The organism is Yersinia frederiksenii ATCC 33641, from assembly GCF_000754805.1.
GTDB lineage: Bacteria > Pseudomonadota > Gammaproteobacteria > Enterobacterales > Enterobacteriaceae > Yersinia > Yersinia frederiksenii.
In genome coordinates this window covers 4,272,104-4,296,954 of sequence record NZ_KN150731.1, presented here as the reverse complement: position 1 = coordinate 4,296,954, position 24,851 = coordinate 4,272,104, and the positions used below count along the sequence as shown (strand labels likewise).

Below are 24,851 nucleotides of genomic sequence, written 5' to 3'. Positions count from 1 at the left end.
TAATTTAATATGGGTAAACTTAACTAAAACGCCATGAGCGACGACCACTCACAAAACAACGATAGCCCCAGTCCCAAGAAAGGGTTCTTTACTCTCATCCTTAACCAGTTATTCCACGGTGAACCTAAAAATCGTGGTGATCTGGTAGAGCTTATCCGTGATTCTGAACAAAACGATCTGATCGATCCCGATACCCGAGACATGCTAGAAGGTGTGATGGATATCGCCGAGCAGCGCGTGCGGGACATCATGATCCCCCGCTCTCAGATGGTTACATTGAAACGTAATCAAACGCTGGATGAGTGCCTGGATGTCATTATTGAATCTGCTCACTCCCGCTTTCCAGTGATCAGCGAAGATAAAGATCATATTGAAGGCATTCTAATGGCCAAAGATCTGCTGCCGTTTATGCGCACGGATTCTGAGCCATTCAGCATTGATAAAGTCTTACGGACGGCGGTTGTGGTGCCTGAAAGTAAGCGTGTTGATCGGATGCTAAAGGAGTTCCGCTCCCAGCGCTATCATATGGCTATTGTCATTGATGAGTTTGGTGGCGTCTCAGGCCTGGTGACCATTGAAGATATTCTTGAGCTGATCGTTGGCGAAATAGAAGATGAGTATGATGATGAGGAAGACAGAGATGTTCGTCAGCTCAGTCGGCACACATACACCATTCGCGCGTTGACACAAATTGAAGATTTCAATGAAGTATTCAATACCCATTTCAGCGACAATGAAGTGGACACTATCGGTGGTTTAGTGATGCAGGCCTTTGGTCATTTACCTGCTCGCGGTGAAACTATTGAAATTGAAGGTTACTTATTTAAAGTTGCCATGGCGGATAGCCGACGTATCATTCAGGTTCATGTGAAAATCCCGGATGACGCTCCGCAACCCAAACTGGAAGAATAAATCCTCAATGCCTATCGCTTCATACCTTCAACGCCAGTGGGCTCGCGCCCTGCTGGCGCTACTTTTTGGCGCTTGCGGTACGTTGGCCTACTCGCCATTTGACCACTGGCCAGCGGCTATTATTTCGCTATTTGGCTTACTCAGCCTGACATTGAATCGCAGCACGAAACAAGCTGCATTCATTGGTTTTTGTTGGGGTATGGGGCAGTTTGGGAGCGGCATTAACTGGGTCTATGTCAGCATCTCGGAATTTGGCGGTATGCCAATGGCTATCAACATATTCCTGGTGGTGCTACTGGCGGCATATCTGTCGCTCTACACCATGCTGTTTGCCGGTGTTTTAGCGCGACTGTGCCCTAAAGCAAGCTGGTGGCGGCTGGCGATTACCGCTCCGGTAGTGTGGCAACTGACTGAATTCTTGCGCGGCTGGGTATTGACCGGCTTCCCGTGGTTACAATTTGGTTATAGCCAAATTAATGGTCCATTACGGGGCATTGCTCCAATCCTTGGAGTCGATGGCGTCACCTTCATGTTGATGTCTATCAGTGGGTTACTGGTTTACGCCTGCTATCAGCGCCGTATTACCGCCGCGATTATTGCCGTGGCGATGTTACTGCTGCCTTGGCCACTGCGCCAATTGCATTGGTTCACCCCCGAGCCCGAACGCGCCGTGAATGTCGCTATGGTGCAAGGTAATATCGCACAATCAATGAAGTGGGACCCTAAAGTCCTGCTCAGCACGTTACAAACGTATCTGAATGAAACGCGCCCGTATATGGGTAAAGCGCCGATTATCATCTGGCCAGAATCAGCGATTCCTGACATTGAAACCGATCAGAACACCTTCCTCACTATGGTTGACGGCCTGATGCGAGCCAGCCATAGCAGCCTGATTACTGGAATTATTGACGCCCAGCGCCGACCTGAGGGTAAGGGTTATCACTTCTTTAACAGTATCATTGTGTTAGGGGACAAAGAGCCTTATCAATACCCGACTCACAATCGCTATAGCAAACATCACCTGGTTCCATTTGGTGAGTTTGTGCCGCTGGAATCACTGCTACGCCCTCTGGCTCCGTTATTTGATTTACCGATGTCCTCATTCAGTAGAGGCGATTATGTACAGCCGCAGCTCAATGTGGCTGGATTTAACCTGACGGCAGCTATCTGTTATGAAATTGTCTTGGGCCAGCAGGTGCGGGATAATTTCAGACCTGATACCCATTTCCTGCTGACCGTCTCTAACGATGCCTGGTTTGGTCACTCTATCGGCCCATGGCAGCATTTCCAAATGGCACGGATGCGAGCGCTAGAGTTGGGTCGCCCTCTGCTGCGCTCGACCAATAATGGTATTACCGCAGCAATCGGTCCGAGTGGTGAAGTGCAGGCGCAGATCCCGCAGTTTACCCAGCAGGTACTGGAAGTTAAAGTCACACCAACCACGGGCCTTACCCCTTATGCTCGTTTTGGTTCTTGGCCAATGTGGATTATCACCTTGGTTCTCGGGGTATTGACGTTATACCGCGCTATCCGCTGCCGTTCAGATAAAAAATAAACAGCTCTACGGGCATGTCCTTGATATGCCCGTCATCCCTTTAAACTCCCCCATTATCAGTATTGCGAATCGTTATCACTGCTGTTATCTTGCCGCGCAGTACGAATAATTAGCATGATTTGCAATTTGAGAGCCTTATGTCACTAAATCCAGAATTTATCCTCACCACTGAAGCTCAGCTAAGCGAGCACTACGCCTCACCTAATCAGAATGTGTTGAAAAAACAGATAGATTACATTGATGATTACGCCAGAAAGCTGATCGCAGCGGCCCCCTTTGCGGTGCTGGGTACGCTAGGTGCCAATGGAATCGACTGCTCACCCAAAGGTGGGGAGCCGGGTTTTATTCATGTGCAGGACAGCAAAACCCTGATGTTGCCAGACAGACCCGGTAATAATCGTCTGGATGGCATCCGCAATCTGCTGCATAACCCATTTATTGGTATTTTGTTCTTGATACCAGGCTGGACCGAGGGTTTTCGCGTTAATGGCCGGGCAAAAATCTCCATCGACCCCCAATTATGTGAGCGCTTTAGCCAAAATGGCCAACCAGCACGAAGTGTGTTAGTGATTGAAGTGGACGAGGTCTTTATCCACTGTGGTCGTGCGATTACCTTTGCCGATCTGTGGAATCCAGAAAAACATGCCGGAAAAGAAAACATTCCCACGGCTCTGGAAGTGTTTAAAGCCCACCTGGCCATCAATAACCAACAGCTCAGCTAATCCCTTCAAACTGGCAACAGTGAAATCAACCAGCAGCAATGTCATCATCTGCTGGTTGACTCTTCCTTCTCCCTCCCCAGAACGACACCCTATCGCCTCAACTCGCAGAGTTATTACTCACTTTTTCTTCGGTTACTGGCACAGACCTTGCATTGTTTCTAATCAAATAGTGTTAGCAATCAGCCATTATCTGGCTATTGATAGGGATTACCGCAGTAGGTAGGTGCTGGTGGGTTTCAAGTAAAGGAATCGCCGTTATTCGTCCGCACATTTTTAGGGCACAACACGCACCATGACAGTGCGCCACTGTTTTATTGCCTCTATTTGGTGCGATTTGCGTCTCAAAAAACAAACATTTATCTATCATTCGCATAACAATTGGCTATTTTTTAAAGATAATCTGATACAAGTAACAACGAAAATAGCGTGTGAACCAACAAATATCGGTGGTTACGCCAGTACAACAAAATAAGACGATTTTTTCGCATTTCACGTTTTTAACATGACTACATTTTAAGTATCACAACATCGAGTCAGAAAACATTAGGCAAAAAACAACAGCAAAGGAGTTGGACCATGCATATGCGTAAATTGGCGTTAGCGCTACTGTTAGCTGGGATAACAAGTGGTGTAGCCCAAGCAGAAGAAGCAGCAGCAAAACCAGAGCAAGCCGCAGCAAAGGCAGATGCTTCCGTTGACACACTGAAGAAGATTAAAGATAACGGCGTTATCGTAGTCGGCCATCGTGAGTCTTCTGTTCCATTCTCTTATTATGATAATCAGCAAAAAGTCGTGGGTTATTCACAAGATTATTCCAACCTGATTGTCGATGCGATCAAGAAAAAACTTAACGCACCAGACCTGCAGGTCAAGTTGATCCCCATCACTTCACAGAACCGTATCCCATTGCTGCAAAACGGTACCTTCGATTTTGAATGCGGTTCCACTACCAACAACCTGGAACGTCAGCAACAAGCTGCGTTCTCCAATACCATTTTTGTTGTCGGTACTCGCTTACTGACCAAAAAAGGTTCAGAAGTTAAAGATTTCAAAGATTTAGCCGGTAAAGCTGTGGTGGTAACGTCTGGGACCACCTCTGAAGTACTGCTGAACAAGCTGAATGAAAAAGACAAAATGAACATGCGCATCATCAGCGCCAAAGACCATGGTGATTCTTTCCGTACCTTGGAAAGTGGCCGTGCAGTGGCCTTTATGATGGATGATGCTCTGCTTGCAGGCGAACGTGCAAAAGCGAAGAAACCGGATCAGTGGGATATCGTTGGCACCCCGCAATCCCAGGAAGCTTACGGCTGTATGTTGCGTAAAAACGATCCGGCCTTTAAAAATCTGGTGGATGAAACCATCGCTACTGCACAAACCGGTGGTGTTGCTGAAAAATCCTTTGATCGTTGGTTCAAAAACCCAATTCCACCTAAAAATCTTAACCTGAATTTCTCACTGTCTGATGAAATGAAGGCGCTGTTCAAAGCCCCTAATGATAAAGCATTGAACTAACAATAATAATCAGGGTAGGCAGTGTCTACCCAACTCGATTGATGATGGACCGATTGGTATACAGGATGCGGGGTGGCCGTTCCCCACTCCGCATTTTTTTGTTAACCCTCGGGAGGCCGCGACGCATTGAATCATCAGTCATCAGGATGGGTCATCCATCCTTTTAAGGGAGTTTTTTATGTCAATAGACTGGAACTGGGGCATATTCCTGCAACCTGCCCCTTTCGGTAATACCACCTACTTTGGCTGGATTTGGTCTGGCTTTCAGGTCACTGTCGCTTTATCACTATGCGCTTGGGTGATCGCTTTCTTCGTTGGTTCCTTATTCGGTATTTTAAGAACTGTGCCCAATCGAATTCTTTCAGGGATAGGGACTTGCTACGTTGAGCTGTTCCGTAACGTCCCGCTGATTGTGCAATTCTTTACCTGGTATCTGGTGGTACCTGAGCTGTTGCCGGTGGATATTGGCATGTGGTTTAAAAGTGAATTAGACCCGAATATACAGTTCTTCCTCTCATCTATGATTTGCCTTGGCTTATTTACCGCGGCACGCGTGTGCGAGCAGGTACGTGCGGGGATTCAATCGCTGCCACGTGGTCAGAAAGCGGCTGGTCTGGCAATGGGATTAACCCTGCCACAAACTTATCGCTATGTTTTACTGCCGAATGCTTACCGGGTGATTATTCCCCCGATGACCTCAGAAATGCTCAACCTGGTAAAAAACTCAGCGATTGCTTCAACAATCGGGCTGGTCGATATGGCGGCACAGGCCGGTAAGCTGTTGGATTACTCAGCCCATGCCTATGAGTCATTCACCGCCATCACCATTGGTTATGTATTAATCAATGCCGTGATCATGCTGTTGATGCGATTAGTTGAAAAGAAAGTGCAGTTACCCGGCAATCTGGGGAGTAAATAATGTACGAATTTGATTGGAGTTCTATTGTCCCTAGCCTGCCATACCTACTGCAAGGCTTGGCGGTTACCGCCAAAATAACCATTATCGCCATTGTGTTTGGTATCATTTGGGGCACGGTTCTGGCCGTGATGCGCCTCTCCCCGATAAAAGCCGTCAGCTGGTTTGCCACCGCCTATGTCAACGTGTTCCGCTCTATTCCGTTGGTGATGGTACTGCTGTGGTTTTATCTGGTGGTCCCGAGCTTATTACAAAATGTGCTGGGCTTATCACCAAAAACTGATATTCGCCTCATCTCTGCCATGGTAGCCTTTTCATTATTTGAAGCGGCTTATTACTCAGAAATCATCCGTGCCGGGATCCAAAGTATCTCTCGCGGGCAGTCCTCTGCGGCCCTGGCACTAGGCATGACTCAAGGCCAGTCCATGAGATTGGTTATCCTGCCGCAGGCTTTCCGCGCAATGGTGCCATTGCTGTTAACCCAAGGGATTGTGTTATTCCAGGATACATCTCTGGTATATGTCCTCAGTCTGGCCGATTTCTTCCGCACCGCGACCACTATTGGTGAGCGGGACGGGACTCAGGTTGAAATGGTGCTGTTTGCCGGTTTGGTGTATTTCGTTATCAGTTTTGCCGCGTCGATGCTGGTTAACTATTTGAAGAAAAGGACTGTTTGATGATTTCCCTGAAAAATGTTTCTAAGTGGTATGGCCACTTTCAGGTGCTGTCTGACTGCACCACTGAAGTTAAAAAAGGTGAGGTCGTGGTTGTCTGCGGCCCTTCAGGTTCAGGCAAATCAACCCTCATCAAAACCGTCAATGGATTGGAGCCTATCCAAAAAGGCAGCATTTTGGTCAATGGTATCGGTGTGAATGATAAAGGAACCAATTTGGCGCAGTTGCGATCCAAAGTTGGTATGGTGTTCCAACATTTCGAACTGTTCCCTCACCTGTCTATTATTGAAAACCTGACGCTGGCACAAATCAAAGTCCTGAAGCGCGATAAAGCAGCAGCACGAGAAAAGGGCTTGAAATTGCTGGATCGCGTCGGCCTTTCTACCCATGCCGATAAATTCCCATCTCAGTTATCGGGTGGTCAGCAGCAACGTGTCGCCATCGCCCGTGCACTTTGTATGGACCCGATCGCCATGCTGTTTGACGAACCGACCTCCGCCCTTGACCCTGAGATGATCAATGAAGTGCTGGATGTCATGGTCAAATTGGCACTGGAAGGCATGACCATGATGGTGGTCACCCATGAGATGGGCTTCGCGCGTAAAGTGGCTAACCGGGTGATTTTTATGGATGAAGGAAAAATCGTCGAAGATAGCAACAAAGATGATTTCTTTAACAATCCTAAATCTGACCGCGCCAAAGATTTCTTGGCGAAAATCCTGCACTAATCTCCCCACCTCCCCTGCACCAGTAGGGGAGGAAATTTGCTCTTGTTCTCTTTTTACGTCCCGCGTGATTGCTTATCCCATTTATTGTGAGCATTCTCAGGTTAACAGTGTGACTAAAAAGAGGAAAAGTGATGCCCCGCTCCATTATCATTGATTGTGACCCCGGCCATGACGATGCTATTGCGCTGATTCTGGCGCTAGCCTCTCCCGAACTGAAAGTTGAAGCCGTTACCACCTGCGCTGGCAACCAAACTCCAGATAAAACATTGCGTAATGCGCTGCGCATTCTGACGTTACTTGAGCGTCAGGATATTCCCGTGGCTGGCGGTGCATTGCAACCCTTGCTGCGCGAACTCATCATTGCTGACAATGTTCACGGTGAAAGCGGCTTAGATGGCCCATCGCTACCTGATCCTGATTTCGCTCCGCAAGCAGAAAATGCGGTAGAACTGATGGCGAGAGTATTGCGTGCCAGCCCTCATCCTGTGACCATCGTCGCCACCGGCCCATTGACCAACGTCGCCTTGCTACTGGCCGGCCACGGCGCTTTGATGGCCAAAATAGAGCGCATTGTCATCATGGGTGGCGCGGTGATGTTAGGGAACTGGACACCAGCAGCAGAATTTAACATTTTCGTCGACCCAGAGGCTGCTGAACGAGTCTTTAAATCTGGAATTCCACTGACCATGGCGGGATTGGATGTCACTCATCAAGCACAAGTTATGGATGAAGACATCGATCGTATTCGCCAGTTGAATAACCCAGTAGCAGACGTGGTGGCGGGCTTGCTGGATTTCTTTATGCTGTATCACCGTCAGGAACGCTGGGGTTTTCAAGGCGCTCCACTGCATGACCCTTGCACCATCGCCTGGTTACTGGCTCCAGAACTATTCACCAGCATCGAACGCTGGGTCGGGATTGAAACTCGCGGCGAATATACCCAAGGCATGACAGTGGTTGATTATTATGAACTCACGGGCAATAAACCCAATGCAAACGTGCTGATGGGGATAAATCGCCAAGGGTTTATTGACTTATTAGTGGAACGCATTACCCGCTACGGTGAATAAGCTCATGACACTCCGCCAGCGCGGAGTGTCTCTCTGTAGCCGAACGGTTTAGCCCGAATAGACGTTAAGGCTGGAATGGCCGACGATTAAATTGGTCATGGCCACATTTAGGGCACAATGGCAGCACTTCTGGCGTATAAAAAGCCAGATGATAATGGCACTTCTCACAGACCAAATTACCCAATCCAACAACCTCGCCGCTGTGATAAACCCCATGATGACTGACGTCTTTAAACACCTCACGCCACTCTAATTGCGTTTTATCGGTAATATCGGCCAGTTCCTGCCACAGACTTTCTTTGATAACCCGCATAAATACACTGTCAGTGAAATCATCTTTGCTCTCTTCATAACTACGAGCAAACTCTTCCAAATCACGGCGTACCGCCTGCACGATTTGCTCAACCTCATGATGAGTTAAGTCTTCGACAGCATGCAACCGCTGTTCGGCGCTCTCCACCAGTTTATCAATATCACGTTCACCATTTTTCAAGCGTTCCGTCAGTGATGCCACTAACTCACGATAATATTGAGCGACCTTGTTCATACAATCTCCTCGATCCACGGTTGTGATAAAGCAAAAGTTGTGACAAAGAAAGTAGGGATAAAACTCATTTTTCGCCTGTTTTTGTTACCTTGTTCCTGTTATCTGAAAGAACTCACTCTGATCCTACTGACTATGATATTAAAGTTAACGTTAATTATTTTAGTCGTAAATGACTGAAGTCACGTCATCATCAGGTTGTTCTTCCCCCACTTTAGTTATTTCTGCCATTCACTGTGCAGAAATAACCTTCCGTAGGACGCAGAGTGTTGTTGCAGCTGCCGCTTATCGGCTATGCTATGCGGATCTCTCTTTATGATATGAAACAGATGATGCTACAGGCGTAGCTGTTTTTCACTATAGGACCACCGGCCGCCATGCAAGAGCAATACCGCCCAGAAGATATCGAAACGCAAGTACAGCTTCACTGGCAAGAGAAGCAAACTTTTAAAGTCACTGAAGATACCAGCAAAGAAAAGTATTACTGCCTATCTATGCTGCCGTACCCTTCAGGGCGCCTACATATGGGGCATGTTCGTAACTATACCATTGGCGATGTTATCTCCCGTTACCAGCGTATGCTGGGTAAAAACGTGTTACAGCCCATTGGTTGGGATGCATTTGGCCTGCCGGCAGAAGGTGCGGCGGTAAAAAACAATACTGCGCCAGCTCCCTGGACTTACGACAACATCGAATACATGAAGAACCAGTTGAAATTACTGGGCTTCGGCTATGACTGGGATCGCGAGATTGCCACCTGTAAACCGGATTATTACCGTTGGGAACAGTGGTTCTTCACCAAGCTGTATGAAAAAGGCATGGTCTACAAAAAAACCTCAGCGGTGAACTGGTGTCCACACGATCAAACGGTGCTGGCTAACGAACAGGTCATCGACGGCTGCTGCTGGCGCTGTGATACCCCGGTTGAACGCAAAGAAATCCCACAATGGTTTATCAAAATCACGGATTACGCTGATCAACTGCTAAATGATCTGGACACGCTGGAAAGCTGGCCAGAACAAGTTAAAACCATGCAGCGTAACTGGATTGGCCGCTCTGAAGGTGTCGATATCGTTTTCGACGTAGTCGATAGCGAAGACAAACTCTCGGTCTACACCACTCGCCCAGACACCTTTATGGGTGTGACTTACGTGGCTGTCGCTGCAAGTCATCCTTTATCACTGCAAGCTGCTGCCACTAATCCGGCACTGGCTGATTTTGTTGCCGAATGCCGTAATACCAAGGTTGCCGAAGCTGAAATGGCGACCATGGAGAAAAAAGGCATGCCGACCGGCCTATATGCCATCCATCCGCTGAATGGCGAGAAGCTACCTATTTGGGCGGCTAACTTTGTCTTGATGGATTACGGTACTGGTGCGGTTATGGCGGTTCCTGGCCATGATGCCCGCGACTATGAATTTGCGACCAAATATAGCCTGCCAATCAAAGCGGTTATTCTAGCGGCTGATGGCAGTGAGCCAGATTTAAGTCAAGAAGCATTGACCGAGAAAGGCACATTGTTTAACTCTGGCGAATTTGATGGCCTGAGTTATGAAGATGGTTTTAATGCCATTGCCGATAAACTGGTTGCCCTTGGTGTCGGCCAGCGCAAAGTGAATTATCGTCTGCGTGACTGGGGTGTGTCTCGCCAACGTTACTGGGGTGCGCCTATCCCAATGGTGACATTGGAAGATGGTACCGTGGTACCAACACCAGAAGATCAACTGCCGGTTATCCTGCCAGAAGATGTGGTGATGGATGGTATTTCCAGCCCGATTAAGGCCGATCCTGAGTGGGCTAAAACCACGGTTAACGGGATCCCCGGCCTGCGTGAAACCGATACCTTCGATACCTTTATGGAATCGTCTTGGTATTATGCGCGCTACACCTGCCCACAATTTGACGAAGGCATGCTGGACCCAGCGGCGGCGAACTACTGGCTGCCCGTCGATCAGTATGTTGGTGGTATTGAACATGCCATCATGCACCTGATGTACTTCCGCTTCTTCCACAAACTGCTACGTGATGCCGGTTTGGTTGATTCTGATGAGCCAGCTAAGCGCCTGCTATGTCAGGGTATGGTTCTGGCCGATGCCTTTTACTACACCGGTTCTAATGGTGAACGTATCTGGGTTTCACCGGTTGATGCCATTGTTGAGCGTGATGACAAAGGCCGTATTGTTAAAGCTAGCGATGCCGAAGGCCATGAACTGGTTTACGCCGGTATGAGCAAAATGTCGAAATCGAAAAATAACGGTATCGACCCGCAAGTCATGGTAGAAAAGTACGGTGCCGATACCGTGCGTCTGTTTATGATGTTTGCCTCACCCGCAGAAATGACCTTGGAATGGCAGGAGTCTGGCGTTGAAGGGGCTAACCGCTTCCTGAAACGTGTTTGGCGTCTGGCCTTTGATCACACTGCAAAAGGGGCAACTGCACCACTGGATATTGCCAGCCTGACGGAAGAGCAAAAGTCCTTGCGCCGTGATTTGCACAAAACTATAGCCAAAGTCACTGATGACGTGGGCCGCCGTCAAACCTTCAACACCGCAATTGCGGCGGTGATGGAGCTGATGAATAAGCTGGGGCGTGCACCTCAGGAAACCGAACAAGACCGAGCTCTGCTGCAAGAAGCCTTGCTGGCAGTCGTTCGTATGCTTTATCCATTCACTCCTCACGTTTGCTTCAGCTTGTGGCAAGCTCTAGGGGGTGAAGGCGATATCGATACCGCACCTTGGCCGGTTGCAGATGAACAAGCGATGGTCGAAGACTCTAAATTAGTCGTGGTGCAAGTTAATGGTAAGGTACGTGGCCGAATTACTGTACCAGCCGACGCAACTGAACAGCAAGTGCGTGAACGTGCTGGTCAAGAGCACTTGGTCGCTAAATACCTGGATGGGGTTACCGTGCGTAAAGTAATCTATGTCCCTGGCAAACTGCTTAACCTGGTTGTGGGTTAAGACAAGGAGGAGTTGTGCGACATCGTATTCTGACGCTGTTGCTGGGGTTGGCGGTGCTGGTCACCGCTGGCTGTGGCTTTAATCTGCGAGGCACCACTCAGGTGCCTACTGAACTGCAAAAGCTTTTGCTGGAAAGTAGTGACCCTTATGGCCCGTTAACTCGTGCGGTACGTCAACAATTACGTTTAAACAACGTCACCATTGTTGATGATCCGATGCGTAAAGACTTGCCAATACTGCGGGTTATTGGTTCAAGCGAAAATCAGACCACCGTCTCAATCTTCCAAAACGGTGTAACCGCCGAGTACCAATTAGTGCTACATGTCAATGCCCAAGTATTGATACCTGGCCATGATATTTATCCACTGCGGGTCAATGTCTTCCGTTCCTTCTTTGATAACCCGTTGACAGCTCTCGCAAAAGATGCAGAAGCCGAAGTTCTCCGTCAGGAGATGCGGGACCAAGCCGCTCAACAGTTAGTGCGCCAGCTCCTGGCCGTGCATGCTGCGGAAGTTAAAAGCGCGCAGGAAGATGCTAATATTGCGGCAAGAAATAGCACAGTCACCAGCAGCACCAAAACCGCTGATGTCAAAGAAATCAATATTGGCAAACCGGCCGTCAGTACCTCAGCCAAATGATCCGAGTTTATCCTGAACAACTTGTCGCGCAGCTCCATGAGGGGCTGCGTGCTTGTTATCTGTTGTGTGGTAATGAGCCACTTTTACTACAGGAAAGCCAGGACCACATTCGCCATGTGGCAGCCCAGCATGACTTCAGCGAGCATTTCAGTTTTACACTGGATGCTCACACTGAATGGGACAATATCTTTAGTCTTTGTCAGGCTCTGAGCCTGTTTGCCAGTCGCCAGACACTACTGTTAAGCTTCCCTGACAGTGGGTTAACTGCCCCCATGAATGAGCAGTTAGTGAAACTATCAAGCCTGCTACATCCAGACATTCTGCTGATATTACGAGCAAATAAACTTACCAAAGCCCAAGAAAATAGTGCCTGGTTTAAAGCTCTTAGCAAGAATGGAGTCTTTGTCAGCTGCCAAACACCTGAATTGGCACAACTGCCACGTTGGGTTGGAACGCGCGCTAAAAGCCTTAATCTGGAAATCGATGACGCGGCAATTCAACTGCTGTGTTATTGCTACGAAGGCAATCTGCTGGCGTTATCGCAAGCCCTGGAAAGACTATCGTTGCTTTACCCTGACGGTAAACTGACGCTGCCGAAAGTCGAGCAAGCTGTCAACGATGCGGCGCACTTCACCCCTTACCACTGGCTTGATGCCTTGTTGGCAGGGAAAAGCAAACGCGCCTGGCATATTCTGCAACAGTTACAGCAAGAAGACAGTGAACCGGTTATTTTGCTACGTACCCTGCAACGCGAGTTATTGCAGTTATTAACGCTAAAACGTCAGCTGGAACAAGTCCCGCTGCGCACGCTATTTGACCAATTCAGAGTGTGGCAAAATCGCCGCCCGCTGATGACTCAGGCACTACAACGCCTTTCCATGCAGCAACTGCAACAAGCTATCCATTTATTGGCTCAGATAGAAGTGCGCCTAAAACAGGATTATGGTCAGTCAATCTGGCCTGAGTTAGAAACTCTGTCTATGCTGATGTGTGGAAAAACATTACCTGAGAGTTTTTTTGATGCCCAATAGCTCCCCGACTCGCACCCTTTATGCCCTGTTCGGCGGAACCTTTGACCCTATTCATTATGGGCATTTAAAGCCAGTTGAAGCTTTAGCTCAAGAAGTGGGTTTGCAACATATTATTTTATTGCCCAATAATGTCCCGCCTCATCGCCCTCAACCGGAGGCTAATGCACAGCAGCGGCTGAAAATGGTAGAACTGGCGGTTGCGGGTAATCCTCTGTTCAGCGTCGATTCACGCGAATTATTACGCGATAGCCCATCATTCACCGTTGATACGCTGGAAGCACTGCGTAAAGAACGTGGTGCTAAGCTGCCTTTAGCGTTTATTATTGGACAGGATTCATTACTATCACTGCATAAATGGCATCGTTGGGAATCGCTGTTGGATATGTGCCATTTGTTAGTTTGCGCCCGCCCAGGTTATTCGCAAACACTGGACACCGCCGAGTTACAACAGTGGCTTGAAGCCCATCAGGTCTTTGATCCACAAGTGCTAAGCTCACGGCCACATGGGGCAATCTATCTGGCAGATACACCTTTATTAGACATTTCTGCTACCGATATTCGCCGTCGGCGTCATAATGGTGAAAATTGCGCTGACCTGCTGCCACCAGCGGTTCAGCGATATATTGAGTTACAAGGTTTGTATCGCGGCTGAGGGTTTATATCGCGATGCATTGACCCATGTTATACTCCGCCGCTAAATTTCAGGTATTCGCTGAAAACCCCTGTGAAATGATATAAAACAGTTGGCTTTCAGCGGCATCCTGCCGATAAATAAACCATAACCGTTCACTACCGGTCACCATCGACGGATTTTCCCGTGAGACAGTACCTGAGAACGTTATGGACAGAAACCACCCGAGGGGGAACCTTTGCAAGGTAAAGCACTCCAAGAGTTTGTTATCGACAAACTCGATGATTTGAAAGGCCAAGATATTATTGCTCTGGATGTTCAGGGTAAATCTAGCATCACTGATTGCATGATCATTTGTACCGGTACCTCTACACGCCATGTTATGGCGCTGGCAGATAACCTGGTTCAAGAATCCCGCATGGCAGGCATGATACCTCTGGGTATCGAAGGTCAGGGTGTCTCTGACTGGATAGTCGTGGATTTGGGCGAAGTGATTGTGCATGTCATGCAAGAAGAAAGCCGCCGTATGTATGAACTGGAAAAACTCTGGAGCTAAGCGGTGAAACTGCAACTGGTAGCCGTCGGCACCAAAATGCCAGACTGGGTGCAGACAGGTTTTATCGATTACCTGCGCCGCTTTCCCAAAGATATGCCCTTCGAACTGGTAGAAATACCGGCCGGTAAACGGGGCAAAAATGCGGATATTAAACGCATTTTGGAAAAAGAAGGCGAGCTAATGCTGGCGGCGGTTGGCAAGAATAACCGCATTGTCACGCTGGATATCCCAGGCACTCCCTGGGAGACCCCGCAGTTGGCTCAGCAATTAGAACGTTGGAAGCAGGATGGCCGTGATGTCAGTCTACTGATTGGCGGGCCGGAGGGGTTAGCCCCGGCCTGTAAAGCTGCTGCCGAGCAGAGCTGGTCGCTCTCTCCGTTGACGCTACCACATCCTTTAGTGCGCGTTTTAGTGGCGGAAAGCCTTTATCGTGCCTGGAGTATTACGACCAACCATCCTTATCATCGGGAATAAACGGGCGATGAATCTGAGTAATATGATGATCCTGAATAGAATGAAGTAAGCTGCGGGATGAAAAAAGAACCTAACCCTTTTCGCGACTATTCGGCTGAATCAGCCCTGTTTGTGCGCCGCGCCCTTGTGGCTTTCCTCGGTATCCTGCTGCTAAGCGGGATATTGATCGCAAACCTATACAATTTGCAGATAGTCCGTTTTGAAGACTATCGCACGCGTTCCAATGAAAACCGCATCAAACTCGTTCCCATCGCCCCTAGCCGCGGTATGATTTTTGACCGCAATGGCACACCATTGGCGATGAACCGGACTATCTATCAATTAGAACTGATGCCGGAAAAGATTGAAGACCTCCCTGCAACCCTCAATGCATTACGTCCGATAGTGGATTTGACGGATGAGGATATCGCCAATTTTGAAAAGGAACGCAAGCGCTCACGCCGCTTTACCTCGATTGCAGTTAAAACTCCGCTCACTGAAGTGCAAGTCGCGCGTTTTGCAGTCAACCAATTTCGCTTCCCTGGGATTGAAGTTAAAGGCTATCAACGCCGTTTCTACCCGTATGGTTCAGCACTGACCCACGTCATCGGTTATGTCTCAAAAATTAACGATAAAGATGTGGAGCGCCTGGATAAAGATGGCATTCTGGCTAACTATGCTGCTACCCACGATATCGGCAAGTTAGGTATTGAGCGCTATTATGAATCAGTGTTACACGGTAAGACCGGTTATGAAGAAGTTGAAGTCAATAACCGTGGTCGGGTGATCCGTCAGTTACATGAGCAGCCACCACAGGCCGGTAAAGATATCTACCTGACGCTCGATTTACATCTACAAACCTATATCGAACAGTTACTTAGTGGCAGTCGCGCCGCCGTTGTGGTGACAGACCCACGTACTGGCGGAATATTGGCTTTGGTGTCAAACCCAAGCTATGACCCTAATCTGTTTGTCGATGGTATCTCTAGTAAAGACTATCAAGGGCTTTTGAATGACCCCAATCGCCCTCTAATAAACCGCGCGACTCAGGGTGTTTACCCCCCTGCATCGACAGTAAAACCTTATATAGCAGTTTCTGCACTCAGTGCTGGTGTTATCAACAAAAATACCAGTTTGTTCGATCCCGGTTGGTGGCAATTACCGGGCTCTGAAAAACGCTTCCGTGACTGGAAAAAATGGGGCCATGGCCGCTTGAATGTCACCAAGGCACTGGAGGAGTCAGCCGATACCTTCTTCTACCAAGTTGCTTATGACATGGGAATTGACCGCCTATCTTCATGGATGAGCAAGTTTGGTTATGGCGAATATACCGGCATCGATTTGTCTGAAGAGCGCGCTGGCCTGATGCCGACCCGTGAATGGAAGCAAAAGCGCCATAAAAAACCTTGGTATCAAGGGGATACGATCCCTGTTGGTATCGGCCAGGGATATTGGACTGCAACCCCTATTCAGATGGCGAAAGCTTTGATGACGCTGATCAATGATGGGGCGGTTAGAACACCTCATTTGCTGCAAAGTACGCGTATTGATGGGCAGTTAGTCCCTTATAAACAAGAAGATACTACACAGATTGGCGATATCCATTCCGGTTATTGGGAGATTGCCAAAGATGGCATGTATGGTGTTGCCAACCGCCCTAATGGGACGGGACGTAAGTTCTTTGAGGGCACTCCCTATAAGGCCGCGGCAAAATCAGGTACCGCACAAGTTTATAGCTACGAAACCTATAATGCGCACAAAGTGGCCGAGCATTTGCGCGACCACAAGTTGATGGTCGCATTTGCACCCTACGAAAATCCGACAGTCTCTGTCGCCATGATTTTAGAAAATGGCGGTGCAGGACCTGCGGTAGGGACGATTACCCGTCAAATCCTCGACCATATTTTGTTGGGCGATAACAATACTGAATTACCGGATGCCGCTCCTCTGCCTCCGGGTGTCGAAGCCGATTAGTTGGAGCGGGTTAGTTGAAACGGATGAAGGTAACTCATGACTGATAATCAACAAAAAGGCTCTTTGTGGTACAAAATGCACATCGACCTGCCGTTTCTACTTTGCGTACTGGCGCTGCTGGCTTATAGCGCCTTCGTGATGTGGAGCGCCAGCGGGCAAGACATGGGCATGATGGAGCGCAAGGTAGGCCAAATTGCAATGGGCCTGGTTGTTATGCTGGTGATGGCACAGATACCACCACGCGTCTATGAAAGCTGGGCGCCCTATCTCTATTTCGTCTGTGTGATCTTGTTGGTCTTGGTTGATGCATTTGGTCAAATCAGTAAAGGGGCGCAGCGTTGGCTGGACTTGGGCTTTATTCGTTTTCAACCCTCTGAAATTGCTAAAATTGCTGTCCCATTGATGGTTGCACGCTTCATGAACCGTGATGTCTGCCCGCCCTCACTGAAAAATACCGGTATCGCGCTGATTTTAATCTTTATGCCAACCTTGTTGGTCGCCGCTCAGCCCGACCTCGGTACATCAATTCTGATCGCTGCTTCCGGCCTGTTTGTGTTATTCCTTTCGGGTATGAGTTGGCGCTTAATTGCAATTGCTGCTGTATTAGTCGCCGGGTTTATTCCTATCCTCTGGTTCTTCCTGATGCATGGCTATCAACGAGACCGGGTGATGATGCTGCTGGATCCGGAAAGTGACCCACTCGGTGCCGGTTACCATATTATTCAGTCGAAAATTGCCATTGGTTCGGGGGGATTATCAGGCAAAGGTTGGCTGCATGGAACACAGTCACAGTTGGAATTTTTACCGGAACGCCATACTGACTTTATCTTTGCCGTACTGGCAGAGGAGCTCGGTTTAATTGGGGTACTGGTGCTGCTAGCACTCTATTTGTGTCTTATTATGCGGGGGCTAGTGATTGCGGCCCATGCGCAGACCACCTTCGGTCGGGTGATGGTCGGTGGGTTAATGCTAATACTCTTTGTCTATGTGTTTGTTAACATAGGTATGGTCAGTGGAATTTTACCTGTAGTTGGCGTACCTTTGCCTTTGGTCAGCTACGGAGGCTCGGCGCTGATAGTCCTGATGGCCGGGTTTGGTATCGTGATGTCGATACATACTCATCGAAAAATGTTATCTAAGAATTTATAGAGGTGAGCAATGCGTAAGGAATGGCTTTGGATCGGCATCGCAGGAGTGCTGTTGTCAGCATGTACCAGCCAGCCCCCGGCACCCCAGCAGCAAGTGCAGCAGACATACAATGGCCCGGTTGAAGAGATTGGCGGTGCTGAGCCACGCTATGAGCCTTTTAATCCTAACTTTAATCAGGATTACAAAGCCAATGGCCAGTCGTACACCATCGTCAAGGACCCACAAAACTTTACTCAAGTGGGTTTGGCTGCCTGGTATGGTGAAGAGGCGAATGGCAATGCTACCGCTACCGGCGAAATCTTCGATCCCAATGCCTTAACCGCGGCCCACCCAACGTTACCAATTCCCAGCTATGTGCGTGTGACTAACGTCAGTAATGGCCGCCAGATTGTGGTGCGGGTGAATGACCGTGGCCCATATACTCCGGGCCGAGTCATTGATTTATCCAAAGCCGCTGCTGATCGTTTGAATATCTCGAATAATACCAAGGTGAAAATTGACTTTATCAATGTGGCACCGGATGGCTCATTGTCTGGCCCTGGCATGGTCGGCACGACTATCGCCAAGCAAAGTTATGCATTACCAAGCCGCCCGGATTTGACCTCTGGTGGCATGGGGACACCAATACAGCAGGATGCTCCAGCAGTGAGTGCACCTGTGCGACCTATCGATAACAGTAATTTATCGGGTGCGGATGCCACGCAACCTGTTGCGCCACAGAGCAGTGGTTTCCTGCGCGCCTCAACGCCTGTACCGGTTGGAGTACTCGAAAGCGCAGAACCGGCCGTGAGCACCGAGTCATCGATGAGTTCTGAACCCGTCAGACCACCAGTGGTGGCCAATCCAGGCCCGGTAACCTCATCAACGACCGCTTCAGCTGCCACTACGGCAACTGCGGGTAGTTATGGTTATGTGGTTCAAGTCGGTGCATTGAGTGATGCCCAGCGCGCGCAAACCTGGCAGCAAAGTCTGAGCCAACGTTTTGGTGTGCCGGGAAAAGTGGCGACCAATGGCAGCGTACACCGCGTACAGCTTGGGCCATTCAGCACTCGCCAGCAGGCCGTTGCGCTACAACAGCGCCTGTCAAGCGAAGCGCAGCAGCAGTCATTTGTGGTCGCGGCACCTTAAATCATACATACCTTGTAGCAATTTAAGGCCGGTCTAACAAAAATAACCGTAACATGCTGTACAAACAGGATGTTACGGTTGCAAGAATAATAGTAATCCGGTAGATAAATCTGCCGGTAGAAATGTATAAACGCCACATTGGTGTCTACCCAAATCATTGGCTTGAAGGGGCTTGAGTGAAAGCCGCTAACCCTGCGATGTCAATAAAGATGGGTATGTTATAGTGTGGCACGTTCTTAACTTACTCCCACGGATGTTGTTGTCCTGATCATGAAATATGTAACTACTTCTCGCATTATCAAGAGCCTGGCGCTCGGCACTGTTATTGTTATGAGCGCAGCGTCTGCTGCAAACGCTGATGACGTCAATCTGAAAACCATGATCCCCGGCGTGCCACAAATCGACGCGGAAGCTTATGTTCTGATTGATTACAACTCCGGCAAAGTATTGGCAGAAATGAATGCGGATGTGCGCCGCAACCCTGCCAGTCTGACCAAAATGATGACCAGTTATGTTATTGGGCAGGCCATCAAAGCAGGTAAAATCGGGCCGGAAGATATGGTTACCGTGGGTAAAGATGCTTGGGCGACAGGCAACCCAGAGTTTAAGGGTTCCTCGCTGATGTTCTTGAAACCGGGTGATCGTGTGCCAGTCTCTAAACTGACTCGCGGTATCAACCTGCAATCCGGTAACGATGCCTGTGTTGCTATGGCCGACTACGTAGCCGGTAGCCAAGACTCATTCGTTAACCTGATGAATAATTACGTTAACGCGCTGGGCCTGAAAAATACTCACTTTAAAACCGTTCACGGCCTGGATGCTGAAGGGCAGTTCAGTTCGGCTCGCGATATGGCCCTGATTGGTCAGGCACTGATTCGTGATGTGCCAGATGAATACGCTATTTATAAAGAGAAAGAATTTACTTTCAACAATATCCGTCAGACTAACCGTAATGGTTTGCTGTGGGACACCAGTTTGAATGTTGATGGTATCAAAACCGGCCATACTGACGCTGCTGGCTACAATCTGGTGGCATCCGCAACCGATGGACAAATGCGTTTAATTTCAGCGGTACTGGGTGGACACACCTTTAAAGGTCGTGAAACCGAAAGTAAAAAACTGCTGACTTGGGGCTTCCGTTTCTTTGAAACTGTTGCGCCACTGAAGGTGGGTAAAGAATTTGCTTCTGAGCCAGTATGGTTTGGTGACAGCGACCGTGTTCAGTTAGGGGTAGATAAAGACGTTTATCTGACTATCCCACGTGGCAGAATGAAAGACCTGAAAGCCAGCTATGTGCTAAATACACCTGAAATTCATGCCCCATTGGCAAAAAATCAGGTTGTCGGGATGATTAACTTCCAGTTGGATGGCAAAACTATCGACCAACGCCCGCTGGTCGTCATGAACGAAGTGAAAGAAGGCGGAATCTTTGGCCGCATGGTGGACTACATCAAGCTGATGTTCCATCGCTGGTTCGGCTAATCTTCTGATTTTCACCCTATAGACCTCAGAGTGCAGCCAACACATCTGCAGCTTGAAAAATGATGGGGAGACTTGAAAATCAGCCGACCGACCCCATATTAAAAATAATATGAAACTCCCGCTCCGGCGGGAGTTATAATTTTAGAGTCGGAACTATTTCATACTGATTTTTCCGGCTACAACCCAGGAGCGCACATGAAAACTAAACTGAATGAACTGCTTGAGTTCCCTTGTTCTTTTACCTACAAGGTAATGGGCATCGCTGAACCTCAGCTGGTTAACCAGGTGGTTGAAGTGGTACAGCGCCATGCTCCGGGTGATTATACCCCGCAGGTAAAACCGAGCAGCAAAGGCAACTATCACTCCGTTTCCATCACCATCACAGCAACCCATATTGATCAGGTGGAAACGCTGTATAAAGAACTGGGCAATCTGGAATTAGTGCGGATGGTGCTGTAATTTAGCCACTTTGCCTATTGGCAAACCATCACATCAATTCAAACTCGCCTTATAATGGCCCGATGGGTTTTCTCTCCGGGCCTTATTTTGCCTTAAATTCCGCATTAACGCCGCTAACCAAATGAATTTAAATGTAAACTTGATTTTTAAAATCTTAATCTATTTTTTAAAATATCAAAATAGTGGCCCCACACTTCTGGACTGGTATACTGACGCTACCATTTCTGTAACCAGATGATGCCTCGCTTGCAACAACACAAGATCATTTTACGCCAGCTAGGGTTACAACCCTATGCCCCCGTATCTCAAGCCATGCATAATTTCACTGAGTTTCGTACTGATACCAGTGCCGATGAAATCTGGCTAGTTGAGCACCAGAAAGTCTTTACTCAGGGTCAGGCAGGAAAAGCCGAACATGTGCTGATGCCCGGTGATATACCGGTTATCCAAAGTGACCGCGGTGGGCAAGTTACCTATCATGGCCCCGGCCAGCAAATCATGTATGTCATGATTGATCTTAAGCGAGCCAAAGTGGGTGTGCGGCAGTTAGTTACTGCCCTTGAGAACACCGTAATACAAACACTTACCCATTTTGGTATCGAGTCACAAGCACGCCCAGATGCACCCGGTGTTTATGTTGGTCAACAGAAGATATGTTCGCTGGGGCTACGCATTCGTAGGGGCTGTTCATTTCACGGTCTGGCATTGAATATTGACATGGATCTGGAGCCCTTCCAGCGCATTAATCCCTGTGGATATGCCGGAATGCAAATGACGCAAGTCAGTGCACTGAACGTCGGCACCACAGTGGCTGATATCCAACCGATATTGGTGCATGAATTTACCCGCCAGTTAGGTTATCCCGAGGCAGAACAACAACCTTGGTCACTGGCTGACTATGTATCATCTGACGCAGTATAAGTTACCCAACGAGCCACTAACACTTACAAAATTGGGGGCTGAATGAAGTGGGACAAAGATGATATAATTTTTAAACAATTTTCAAATATTTTTTAACGAACGCCACATCCCGTTGAATTTAATGAAAAATCTCAAATTGAGAGATTCAGAACTGGAACCAGCACGATTATGAGTAAACCGATTCAGATGGAACGCGGCGTCAAATACCGCGACGCAGATAAAATGGCGTTAATCCCGATTAAAACCGTGGTTACTGAACGTCAGGAGCTGCTACGTAAACCCGAATGGATGAAAATCAAGCTCCCTGCTGACTCCAGCCGTATTCAGGGCATCAAGGCAGCAATGCGTAAAAACGGTCTGCACTCGGTTTGCGAAGAGGCGTCCTGCCCTAACCTGTCAGAGTGCTTTAACCACGGTACCGCGACCTTTATGATCCTCGGCGCAATCTGTACTCGCCGTTGCCCATTCTGCGACGTCGCTCACGGCCGCCCGGTGACTCCTGATGCCAATGAACCAGAGAAACTGGCTCAGACCATCAAGGATATGGGGTTGCGCTATGTGGTTATCACCTCTGTTGACCGTGATGACTTACGTGATGGTGGTGCTCAGCATTTTGCCGATTGTATTTCAGCAATCCGCGCCAAGAATCCAACCATTAAAATTGAAACTTTGGTGCCCGATTTCCGTGGTCGAATGGATCGCGCGCTGGATATCTTGACGGTCACACCACCGGATGTGTTTAACCACAATCTGGAAAACGTTCCTCGGGTATATCGTCAGGTTCGTCCTGGCGCTAACTATGAGTGGTCGCTTAAATTATTGGAGCGCTTTAAAGAAGCTCACCCTGATATTCCGACCAAGTCTGGTTTGATGGTCGGTTTGGGTGAGACCAATGCAGAAATCGTTGAAGTGATGCGTGATTTGCGCCGTCACGGGGTAACCATGTTGACGCTGGGGCAATATTTGCAGCCTAGCCGTCACCATTTACCGGTACAGCGTTATGTCAGTCCGGCTGAGTTTGATGAGATGAAAGCTGAAGCAATGGCGATGGGCTTTACCCATGCAGCTTGCGGCCCATTTGTGCGCTCTTCCTACCATGCTGACCTGCAAGCAAAAGGGTTAGAAGTCAAATAAGCACGTCAGGTCTGAACTCATGTTCGGGCCTCACTGGCTGCAATACTTTATTACACCTTAGGCCACAGATAGACAAAAACGGATCTCCATTAGAGATCCGTTTTTTGTTATCAGCCATTTTGGGATAACTGATAATGCTTGAGCTAATAAATGATTAATTTTCCGAAATAGCCTAACGACTGGCTAAAACGAGGGAATAAAATCAATCCTTATGCTCAAGAGGTGGTGTGGTTTTGACATCCGTTGCTGCTTTAGATTCAGCCGTAGTACTTGCCACAGGTGCATCATCATTGCCCATGGCCTTTTTGAAGCCTTTAAGTGCAGCGCCTAAATCTGCCCCCAGCGTCCGTAATTTACTGGTACCAAACAACAACACTATCAATATGCCGACTACCAGTAATTTGGTAATACTGATACCTTCCATATATACCTTCTTGGTTAGCACTATTTATTAAATCATGGGCTATTTACGAATAAATTATGGTTTAAAACAACAGTAATATGTAACAGATTTCGTTAGTGAACTATGATTTACTCAAGAGTCTCACCTTACTTATTTTTGACTCATTCCGGATGAGACATTGCCGTTAACATCCCCCTAAAGTAGAAAAAACGAGGGAACCGCCAATTGCCTTATTCAAGTAGAATAAATACCCGTCGATCTGGGTTAAGTTTTGCTAAAAGGACCTATTTACCGCGAGCATTTGGCTTAGGTATTGGTATGTTTTGTGTCGGCTCGGTTCTCTATACACAACATGCTTCATTATGGTTATGGATAGCGCTAGCCATCAATGGGCTCATCTGGCCACATATTGCATTCATTCTAGCCTTGCGCTCTGAACAACCATTTGAACAAGAAATAATTAATATGAAAATAGACTCAGCGATAGGAGGCGTATGGGTCGCAATAATGTCATTCAATGCTCTACCCTCGGTCGTTATTCTTTCCATGATGAGTATGAACAATATTGCCTCTGGCGGGAAAAATATTTTCTACAAAGGGCTGGCATTACAGATTGCCTGTAGTTTGCTGACTGCGTGGATATTTAATTTACCCTTTAGGCCAGAAACATCACATATCCAAGTTTATGCCTGCTTGCCAATGATTTTTATCTACCCCTCCCTACTGGGACTAGTCACCTATCGAACCGCAAAACGTCTGGCCGAAAATAAAGAAGAATTATTGCGTATCAGCGTAAGGGATGGATTGACCGGGTTGTATAACCGCAGGCATTGGGAACATCAACTACATAATCAATTTGACAGCTGTCGACGTTATCAACATGGCGCCACACTAATTTTACTTGATATAGATAACTTCAAAGCTATTAACGATACCTTTGGTCATGCCGTCGGCGATGAGGCTATTACTGTTCTTGCTGAAGAGTTACTGCTGGGGCTACGTGCCATTGATATTGTTGGTCGCTATGGGGGAGATGAATTTGGTGCTATTTTGCCGAATACGACGGCCGAACAAACCAGGGAAATTCTAACGAGGATCCAAGAAAAACTGGCAGGTATAGTCTTTACCCAAGCCCCAACTTTGCAACTCAAAGTCAGTGCCGGTATTGCCGACTACCGGCACGACATGATTAACTATCAGCAATGGCTAAAAGCCGCCGATTCAGCACTGTATTTGGCAAAAGATAATGGCCGTAACCGTATTGAGTTAGCGAGTTGAACAAGGTATTCGCACCAG

General features: G+C 48.1%; 24 protein-coding genes. 22 read left to right on the top strand and 2 right to left on the bottom strand.

Translation table 11 applies throughout. The features are described from left to right. Positions 1-33 precede the first annotated feature (33 nt). The 8 genes from corC to rihA all read left to right on the top strand — a co-directional run bounded on the left by corC (position 34) and on the right by rihA (position 8,092). Complete coding sequence (corC, locus tag DJ58_RS02980; protein ID WP_004712570.1) at positions 34-912, top strand: CNNM family magnesium/cobalt transport protein CorC; 879 nt, start codon at positions 34-36, stop codon at positions 910-912. A 7-nt stretch (positions 913-919) separates the two neighbouring features. Further along, on the top strand, positions 920-2,467 hold the full coding sequence (lnt, locus tag DJ58_RS02985; RefSeq protein WP_004712569.1) for an apolipoprotein N-acyltransferase: 1,548 nt from the start codon (positions 920-922) through the stop codon (positions 2,465-2,467). Between the two features lie 137 nt (positions 2,468-2,604). After that, positions 2,605-3,189 (top strand): MSMEG_1061 family FMN-dependent PPOX-type flavoprotein, encoded by a 585-nt coding sequence (locus DJ58_RS02990; protein ID WP_004712567.1) that lies wholly within the window; start codon positions 2,605-2,607, stop codon positions 3,187-3,189. 576 nt (positions 3,190-3,765) lie between these two features. Next, positions 3,766-4,704: an amino acid ABC transporter substrate-binding protein gene (locus DJ58_RS02995; RefSeq protein WP_004712566.1), complete on the top strand. Its 939-nt coding sequence runs from the start codon at positions 3,766-3,768 to the stop codon at positions 4,702-4,704. Between the two features lie 178 nt (positions 4,705-4,882). Then, positions 4,883-5,623 carry an amino acid ABC transporter permease gene (locus tag DJ58_RS03000; protein ID WP_004712565.1) on the top strand — a complete coding sequence of 247 codons (741 nt, stop codon included), beginning with the start codon at positions 4,883-4,885 and terminating at the stop codon, positions 5,621-5,623. Beyond that, positions 5,623-6,297 (top strand): glutamate/aspartate ABC transporter permease GltK, encoded by a 675-nt coding sequence (gene gltK, locus DJ58_RS03005; RefSeq protein ID WP_032912155.1) that lies wholly within the window; start codon positions 5,623-5,625, stop codon positions 6,295-6,297. The genes DJ58_RS03000 and gltK overlap by 1 nt, the downstream gene beginning before the upstream one ends. Then, positions 6,297-7,022: an amino acid ABC transporter ATP-binding protein gene (locus tag DJ58_RS03010; protein WP_004712564.1), complete on the top strand. Its 726-nt coding sequence runs from the start codon at positions 6,297-6,299 to the stop codon at positions 7,020-7,022. Before gltK ends, DJ58_RS03010 begins: the two co-directional genes overlap by 1 nt. 131 nt (positions 7,023-7,153) lie before the next feature. Beyond that, on the top strand, positions 7,154-8,092 hold the full coding sequence (gene rihA / locus DJ58_RS03015; protein WP_004712563.1) for a pyrimidine-specific ribonucleoside hydrolase RihA: 939 nt from the start codon (positions 7,154-7,156) through the stop codon (positions 8,090-8,092). A gap of 64 nt (positions 8,093-8,156) precedes the next feature. Here rihA and DJ58_RS03020 read toward each other — a convergent pair whose 3' ends face one another. Then, complete coding sequence (locus tag DJ58_RS03020; RefSeq protein ID WP_004712561.1) at positions 8,157-8,639, bottom strand: zinc ribbon-containing protein; 483 nt, start codon at positions 8,637-8,639, stop codon at positions 8,157-8,159. 374 nt (positions 8,640-9,013) lie between these two features. On the opposite strand from DJ58_RS03020, the gene leuS reads away from it, so the two are divergent. The 13 genes from leuS (at position 9,014) to lipA (ending at position 23,152) form a co-directional block, all read left to right on the top strand. Next, complete coding sequence (gene leuS, locus DJ58_RS03025; protein WP_004712560.1) at positions 9,014-11,596, top strand: leucine--tRNA ligase; 2,583 nt, start codon at positions 9,014-9,016, stop codon at positions 11,594-11,596. 14 nt (positions 11,597-11,610) lie between these two features. Beyond that, positions 11,611-12,234, top strand: a complete 624-nt coding sequence (gene lptE / locus DJ58_RS03030) for an LPS assembly lipoprotein LptE (protein WP_004712559.1) — start codon at positions 11,611-11,613, stop codon at positions 12,232-12,234. After that, positions 12,231-13,265 carry a DNA polymerase III subunit delta gene (holA, locus tag DJ58_RS03035; RefSeq protein ID WP_032912153.1) on the top strand — a complete coding sequence of 345 codons (1,035 nt, stop codon included), beginning with the start codon at positions 12,231-12,233 and terminating at the stop codon, positions 13,263-13,265. Before lptE ends, holA begins: the two co-directional genes overlap by 4 nt. After that, entirely contained in the window at positions 13,255-13,917 is a 663-nt protein-coding gene (gene nadD, locus DJ58_RS03040) for a nicotinate-nucleotide adenylyltransferase (protein WP_032912151.1), read from the top strand. Before holA ends, nadD begins: the two co-directional genes overlap by 11 nt. A gap of 217 nt (positions 13,918-14,134) precedes the next feature. Further along, positions 14,135-14,452, top strand: coding sequence for a ribosome silencing factor (rsfS, locus tag DJ58_RS03045; protein ID WP_004712555.1), 318 nt, complete (start codon positions 14,135-14,137; stop codon positions 14,450-14,452). Positions 14,453-14,455: 3 nt separating this feature from the next. After that, positions 14,456-14,926: a 23S rRNA (pseudouridine(1915)-N(3))-methyltransferase RlmH gene (gene rlmH, locus DJ58_RS03050; protein WP_004390602.1), complete on the top strand. Its 471-nt coding sequence runs from the start codon at positions 14,456-14,458 to the stop codon at positions 14,924-14,926. 57 nt (positions 14,927-14,983) lie between these two features. Next, positions 14,984-16,879: a peptidoglycan DD-transpeptidase MrdA gene (mrdA, locus tag DJ58_RS03055; RefSeq protein WP_032913273.1), complete on the top strand. Its 1,896-nt coding sequence runs from the start codon at positions 14,984-14,986 to the stop codon at positions 16,877-16,879. Positions 16,880-16,915: 36 nt separating this feature from the next. Then, positions 16,916-18,028: a peptidoglycan glycosyltransferase MrdB gene (mrdB, locus tag DJ58_RS03060; RefSeq protein ID WP_004712252.1), complete on the top strand. Its 1,113-nt coding sequence runs from the start codon at positions 16,916-16,918 to the stop codon at positions 18,026-18,028. Positions 18,029-18,037: 9 nt separating this feature from the next. Next, positions 18,038-19,156 (top strand): endolytic peptidoglycan transglycosylase RlpA, encoded by a 1,119-nt coding sequence (gene rlpA, locus DJ58_RS03065; RefSeq protein WP_004712251.1) that lies wholly within the window; start codon positions 18,038-18,040, stop codon positions 19,154-19,156. A 270-nt stretch (positions 19,157-19,426) separates the two neighbouring features. After that, positions 19,427-20,638: a D-alanyl-D-alanine carboxypeptidase DacA gene (dacA, locus tag DJ58_RS03070; protein WP_032911913.1), complete on the top strand. Its 1,212-nt coding sequence runs from the start codon at positions 19,427-19,429 to the stop codon at positions 20,636-20,638. A 195-nt stretch (positions 20,639-20,833) separates the two neighbouring features. After that, positions 20,834-21,097, top strand: a complete 264-nt coding sequence (ybeD, locus tag DJ58_RS03075) for a DUF493 family protein YbeD (protein ID WP_004712247.1) — start codon at positions 20,834-20,836, stop codon at positions 21,095-21,097. Positions 21,098-21,331: 234 nt separating this feature from the next. Continuing rightward, positions 21,332-22,018: a lipoyl(octanoyl) transferase LipB gene (gene lipB / locus DJ58_RS03080; protein ID WP_004712245.1), complete on the top strand. Its 687-nt coding sequence runs from the start codon at positions 21,332-21,334 to the stop codon at positions 22,016-22,018. A gap of 168 nt (positions 22,019-22,186) precedes the next feature. After that, complete coding sequence (gene lipA, locus DJ58_RS03085) at positions 22,187-23,152, top strand: lipoyl synthase (protein ID WP_004712243.1); 966 nt, start codon at positions 22,187-22,189, stop codon at positions 23,150-23,152. Positions 23,153-23,354: 202 nt separating this feature from the next. Here lipA and tatA read toward each other — a convergent pair whose 3' ends face one another. Further along, positions 23,355-23,576, bottom strand: a complete 222-nt coding sequence (gene tatA, locus DJ58_RS03090) for a Sec-independent protein translocase subunit TatA (RefSeq protein ID WP_004712242.1) — start codon at positions 23,574-23,576, stop codon at positions 23,355-23,357. 204 nt (positions 23,577-23,780) lie between these two features. On the opposite strand from tatA, the gene DJ58_RS03095 reads away from it, so the two are divergent. Continuing rightward, entirely contained in the window at positions 23,781-24,833 is a 1,053-nt protein-coding gene (locus tag DJ58_RS03095) for a diguanylate cyclase (RefSeq protein ID WP_032911911.1), read from the top strand. Positions 24,834-24,851 lie beyond the last annotated feature (18 nt).

Excerpts from the sequence above, each read along its gene's own strand:
- corC (WP_004712570.1), top strand. The coding sequence starts at position 34 with ATGAGCGACGACCACTCACAAAACAACGATAGCCCCAGTCCCAAGAAA.
- lnt (WP_004712569.1), top strand. The coding sequence starts at position 920 with ATGCCTATCGCTTCATACCTTCAACGCCAGTGGGCTCGCGCCCTGCTG.
- DJ58_RS02990 (WP_004712567.1), top strand. The coding sequence starts at position 2,605 with ATGTCACTAAATCCAGAATTTATCCTCACCACTGAAGCTCAGCTAAGC.
- DJ58_RS02995 (WP_004712566.1), top strand. The coding sequence starts at position 3,766 with ATGCATATGCGTAAATTGGCGTTAGCGCTACTGTTAGCTGGGATAACA.
- DJ58_RS03000 (WP_004712565.1), top strand. The coding sequence starts at position 4,883 with ATGTCAATAGACTGGAACTGGGGCATATTCCTGCAACCTGCCCCTTTC.
- gltK (WP_032912155.1), top strand. The coding sequence starts at position 5,623 with ATGTACGAATTTGATTGGAGTTCTATTGTCCCTAGCCTGCCATACCTA.
- DJ58_RS03010 (WP_004712564.1), top strand. The coding sequence starts at position 6,297 with ATGATTTCCCTGAAAAATGTTTCTAAGTGGTATGGCCACTTTCAGGTG.
- rihA (WP_004712563.1), top strand. The coding sequence starts at position 7,154 with ATGCCCCGCTCCATTATCATTGATTGTGACCCCGGCCATGACGATGCT.
- DJ58_RS03020 (WP_004712561.1), bottom strand. The coding sequence starts at position 8,639 with ATGAACAAGGTCGCTCAATATTATCGTGAGTTAGTGGCATCACTGACG.
- leuS (WP_004712560.1), top strand. The coding sequence starts at position 9,014 with ATGCAAGAGCAATACCGCCCAGAAGATATCGAAACGCAAGTACAGCTT.
- holA (WP_032912153.1), top strand. The coding sequence starts at position 12,231 with ATGATCCGAGTTTATCCTGAACAACTTGTCGCGCAGCTCCATGAGGGG.
- nadD (WP_032912151.1), top strand. The coding sequence starts at position 13,255 with ATGCCCAATAGCTCCCCGACTCGCACCCTTTATGCCCTGTTCGGCGGA.
- mrdA (WP_032913273.1), top strand. The coding sequence starts at position 14,984 with ATGAAAAAAGAACCTAACCCTTTTCGCGACTATTCGGCTGAATCAGCC.
- mrdB (WP_004712252.1), top strand. The coding sequence starts at position 16,916 with ATGACTGATAATCAACAAAAAGGCTCTTTGTGGTACAAAATGCACATC.
- rlpA (WP_004712251.1), top strand. The coding sequence starts at position 18,038 with ATGCGTAAGGAATGGCTTTGGATCGGCATCGCAGGAGTGCTGTTGTCA.
- dacA (WP_032911913.1), top strand. The coding sequence starts at position 19,427 with ATGAAATATGTAACTACTTCTCGCATTATCAAGAGCCTGGCGCTCGGC.
- ybeD (WP_004712247.1), top strand. The coding sequence starts at position 20,834 with ATGAAAACTAAACTGAATGAACTGCTTGAGTTCCCTTGTTCTTTTACC.
- lipB (WP_004712245.1), top strand. The coding sequence starts at position 21,332 with ATGATGCCTCGCTTGCAACAACACAAGATCATTTTACGCCAGCTAGGG.
- lipA (WP_004712243.1), top strand. The coding sequence starts at position 22,187 with ATGAGTAAACCGATTCAGATGGAACGCGGCGTCAAATACCGCGACGCA.
- tatA (WP_004712242.1), bottom strand. The coding sequence starts at position 23,576 with ATGGAAGGTATCAGTATTACCAAATTACTGGTAGTCGGCATATTGATA.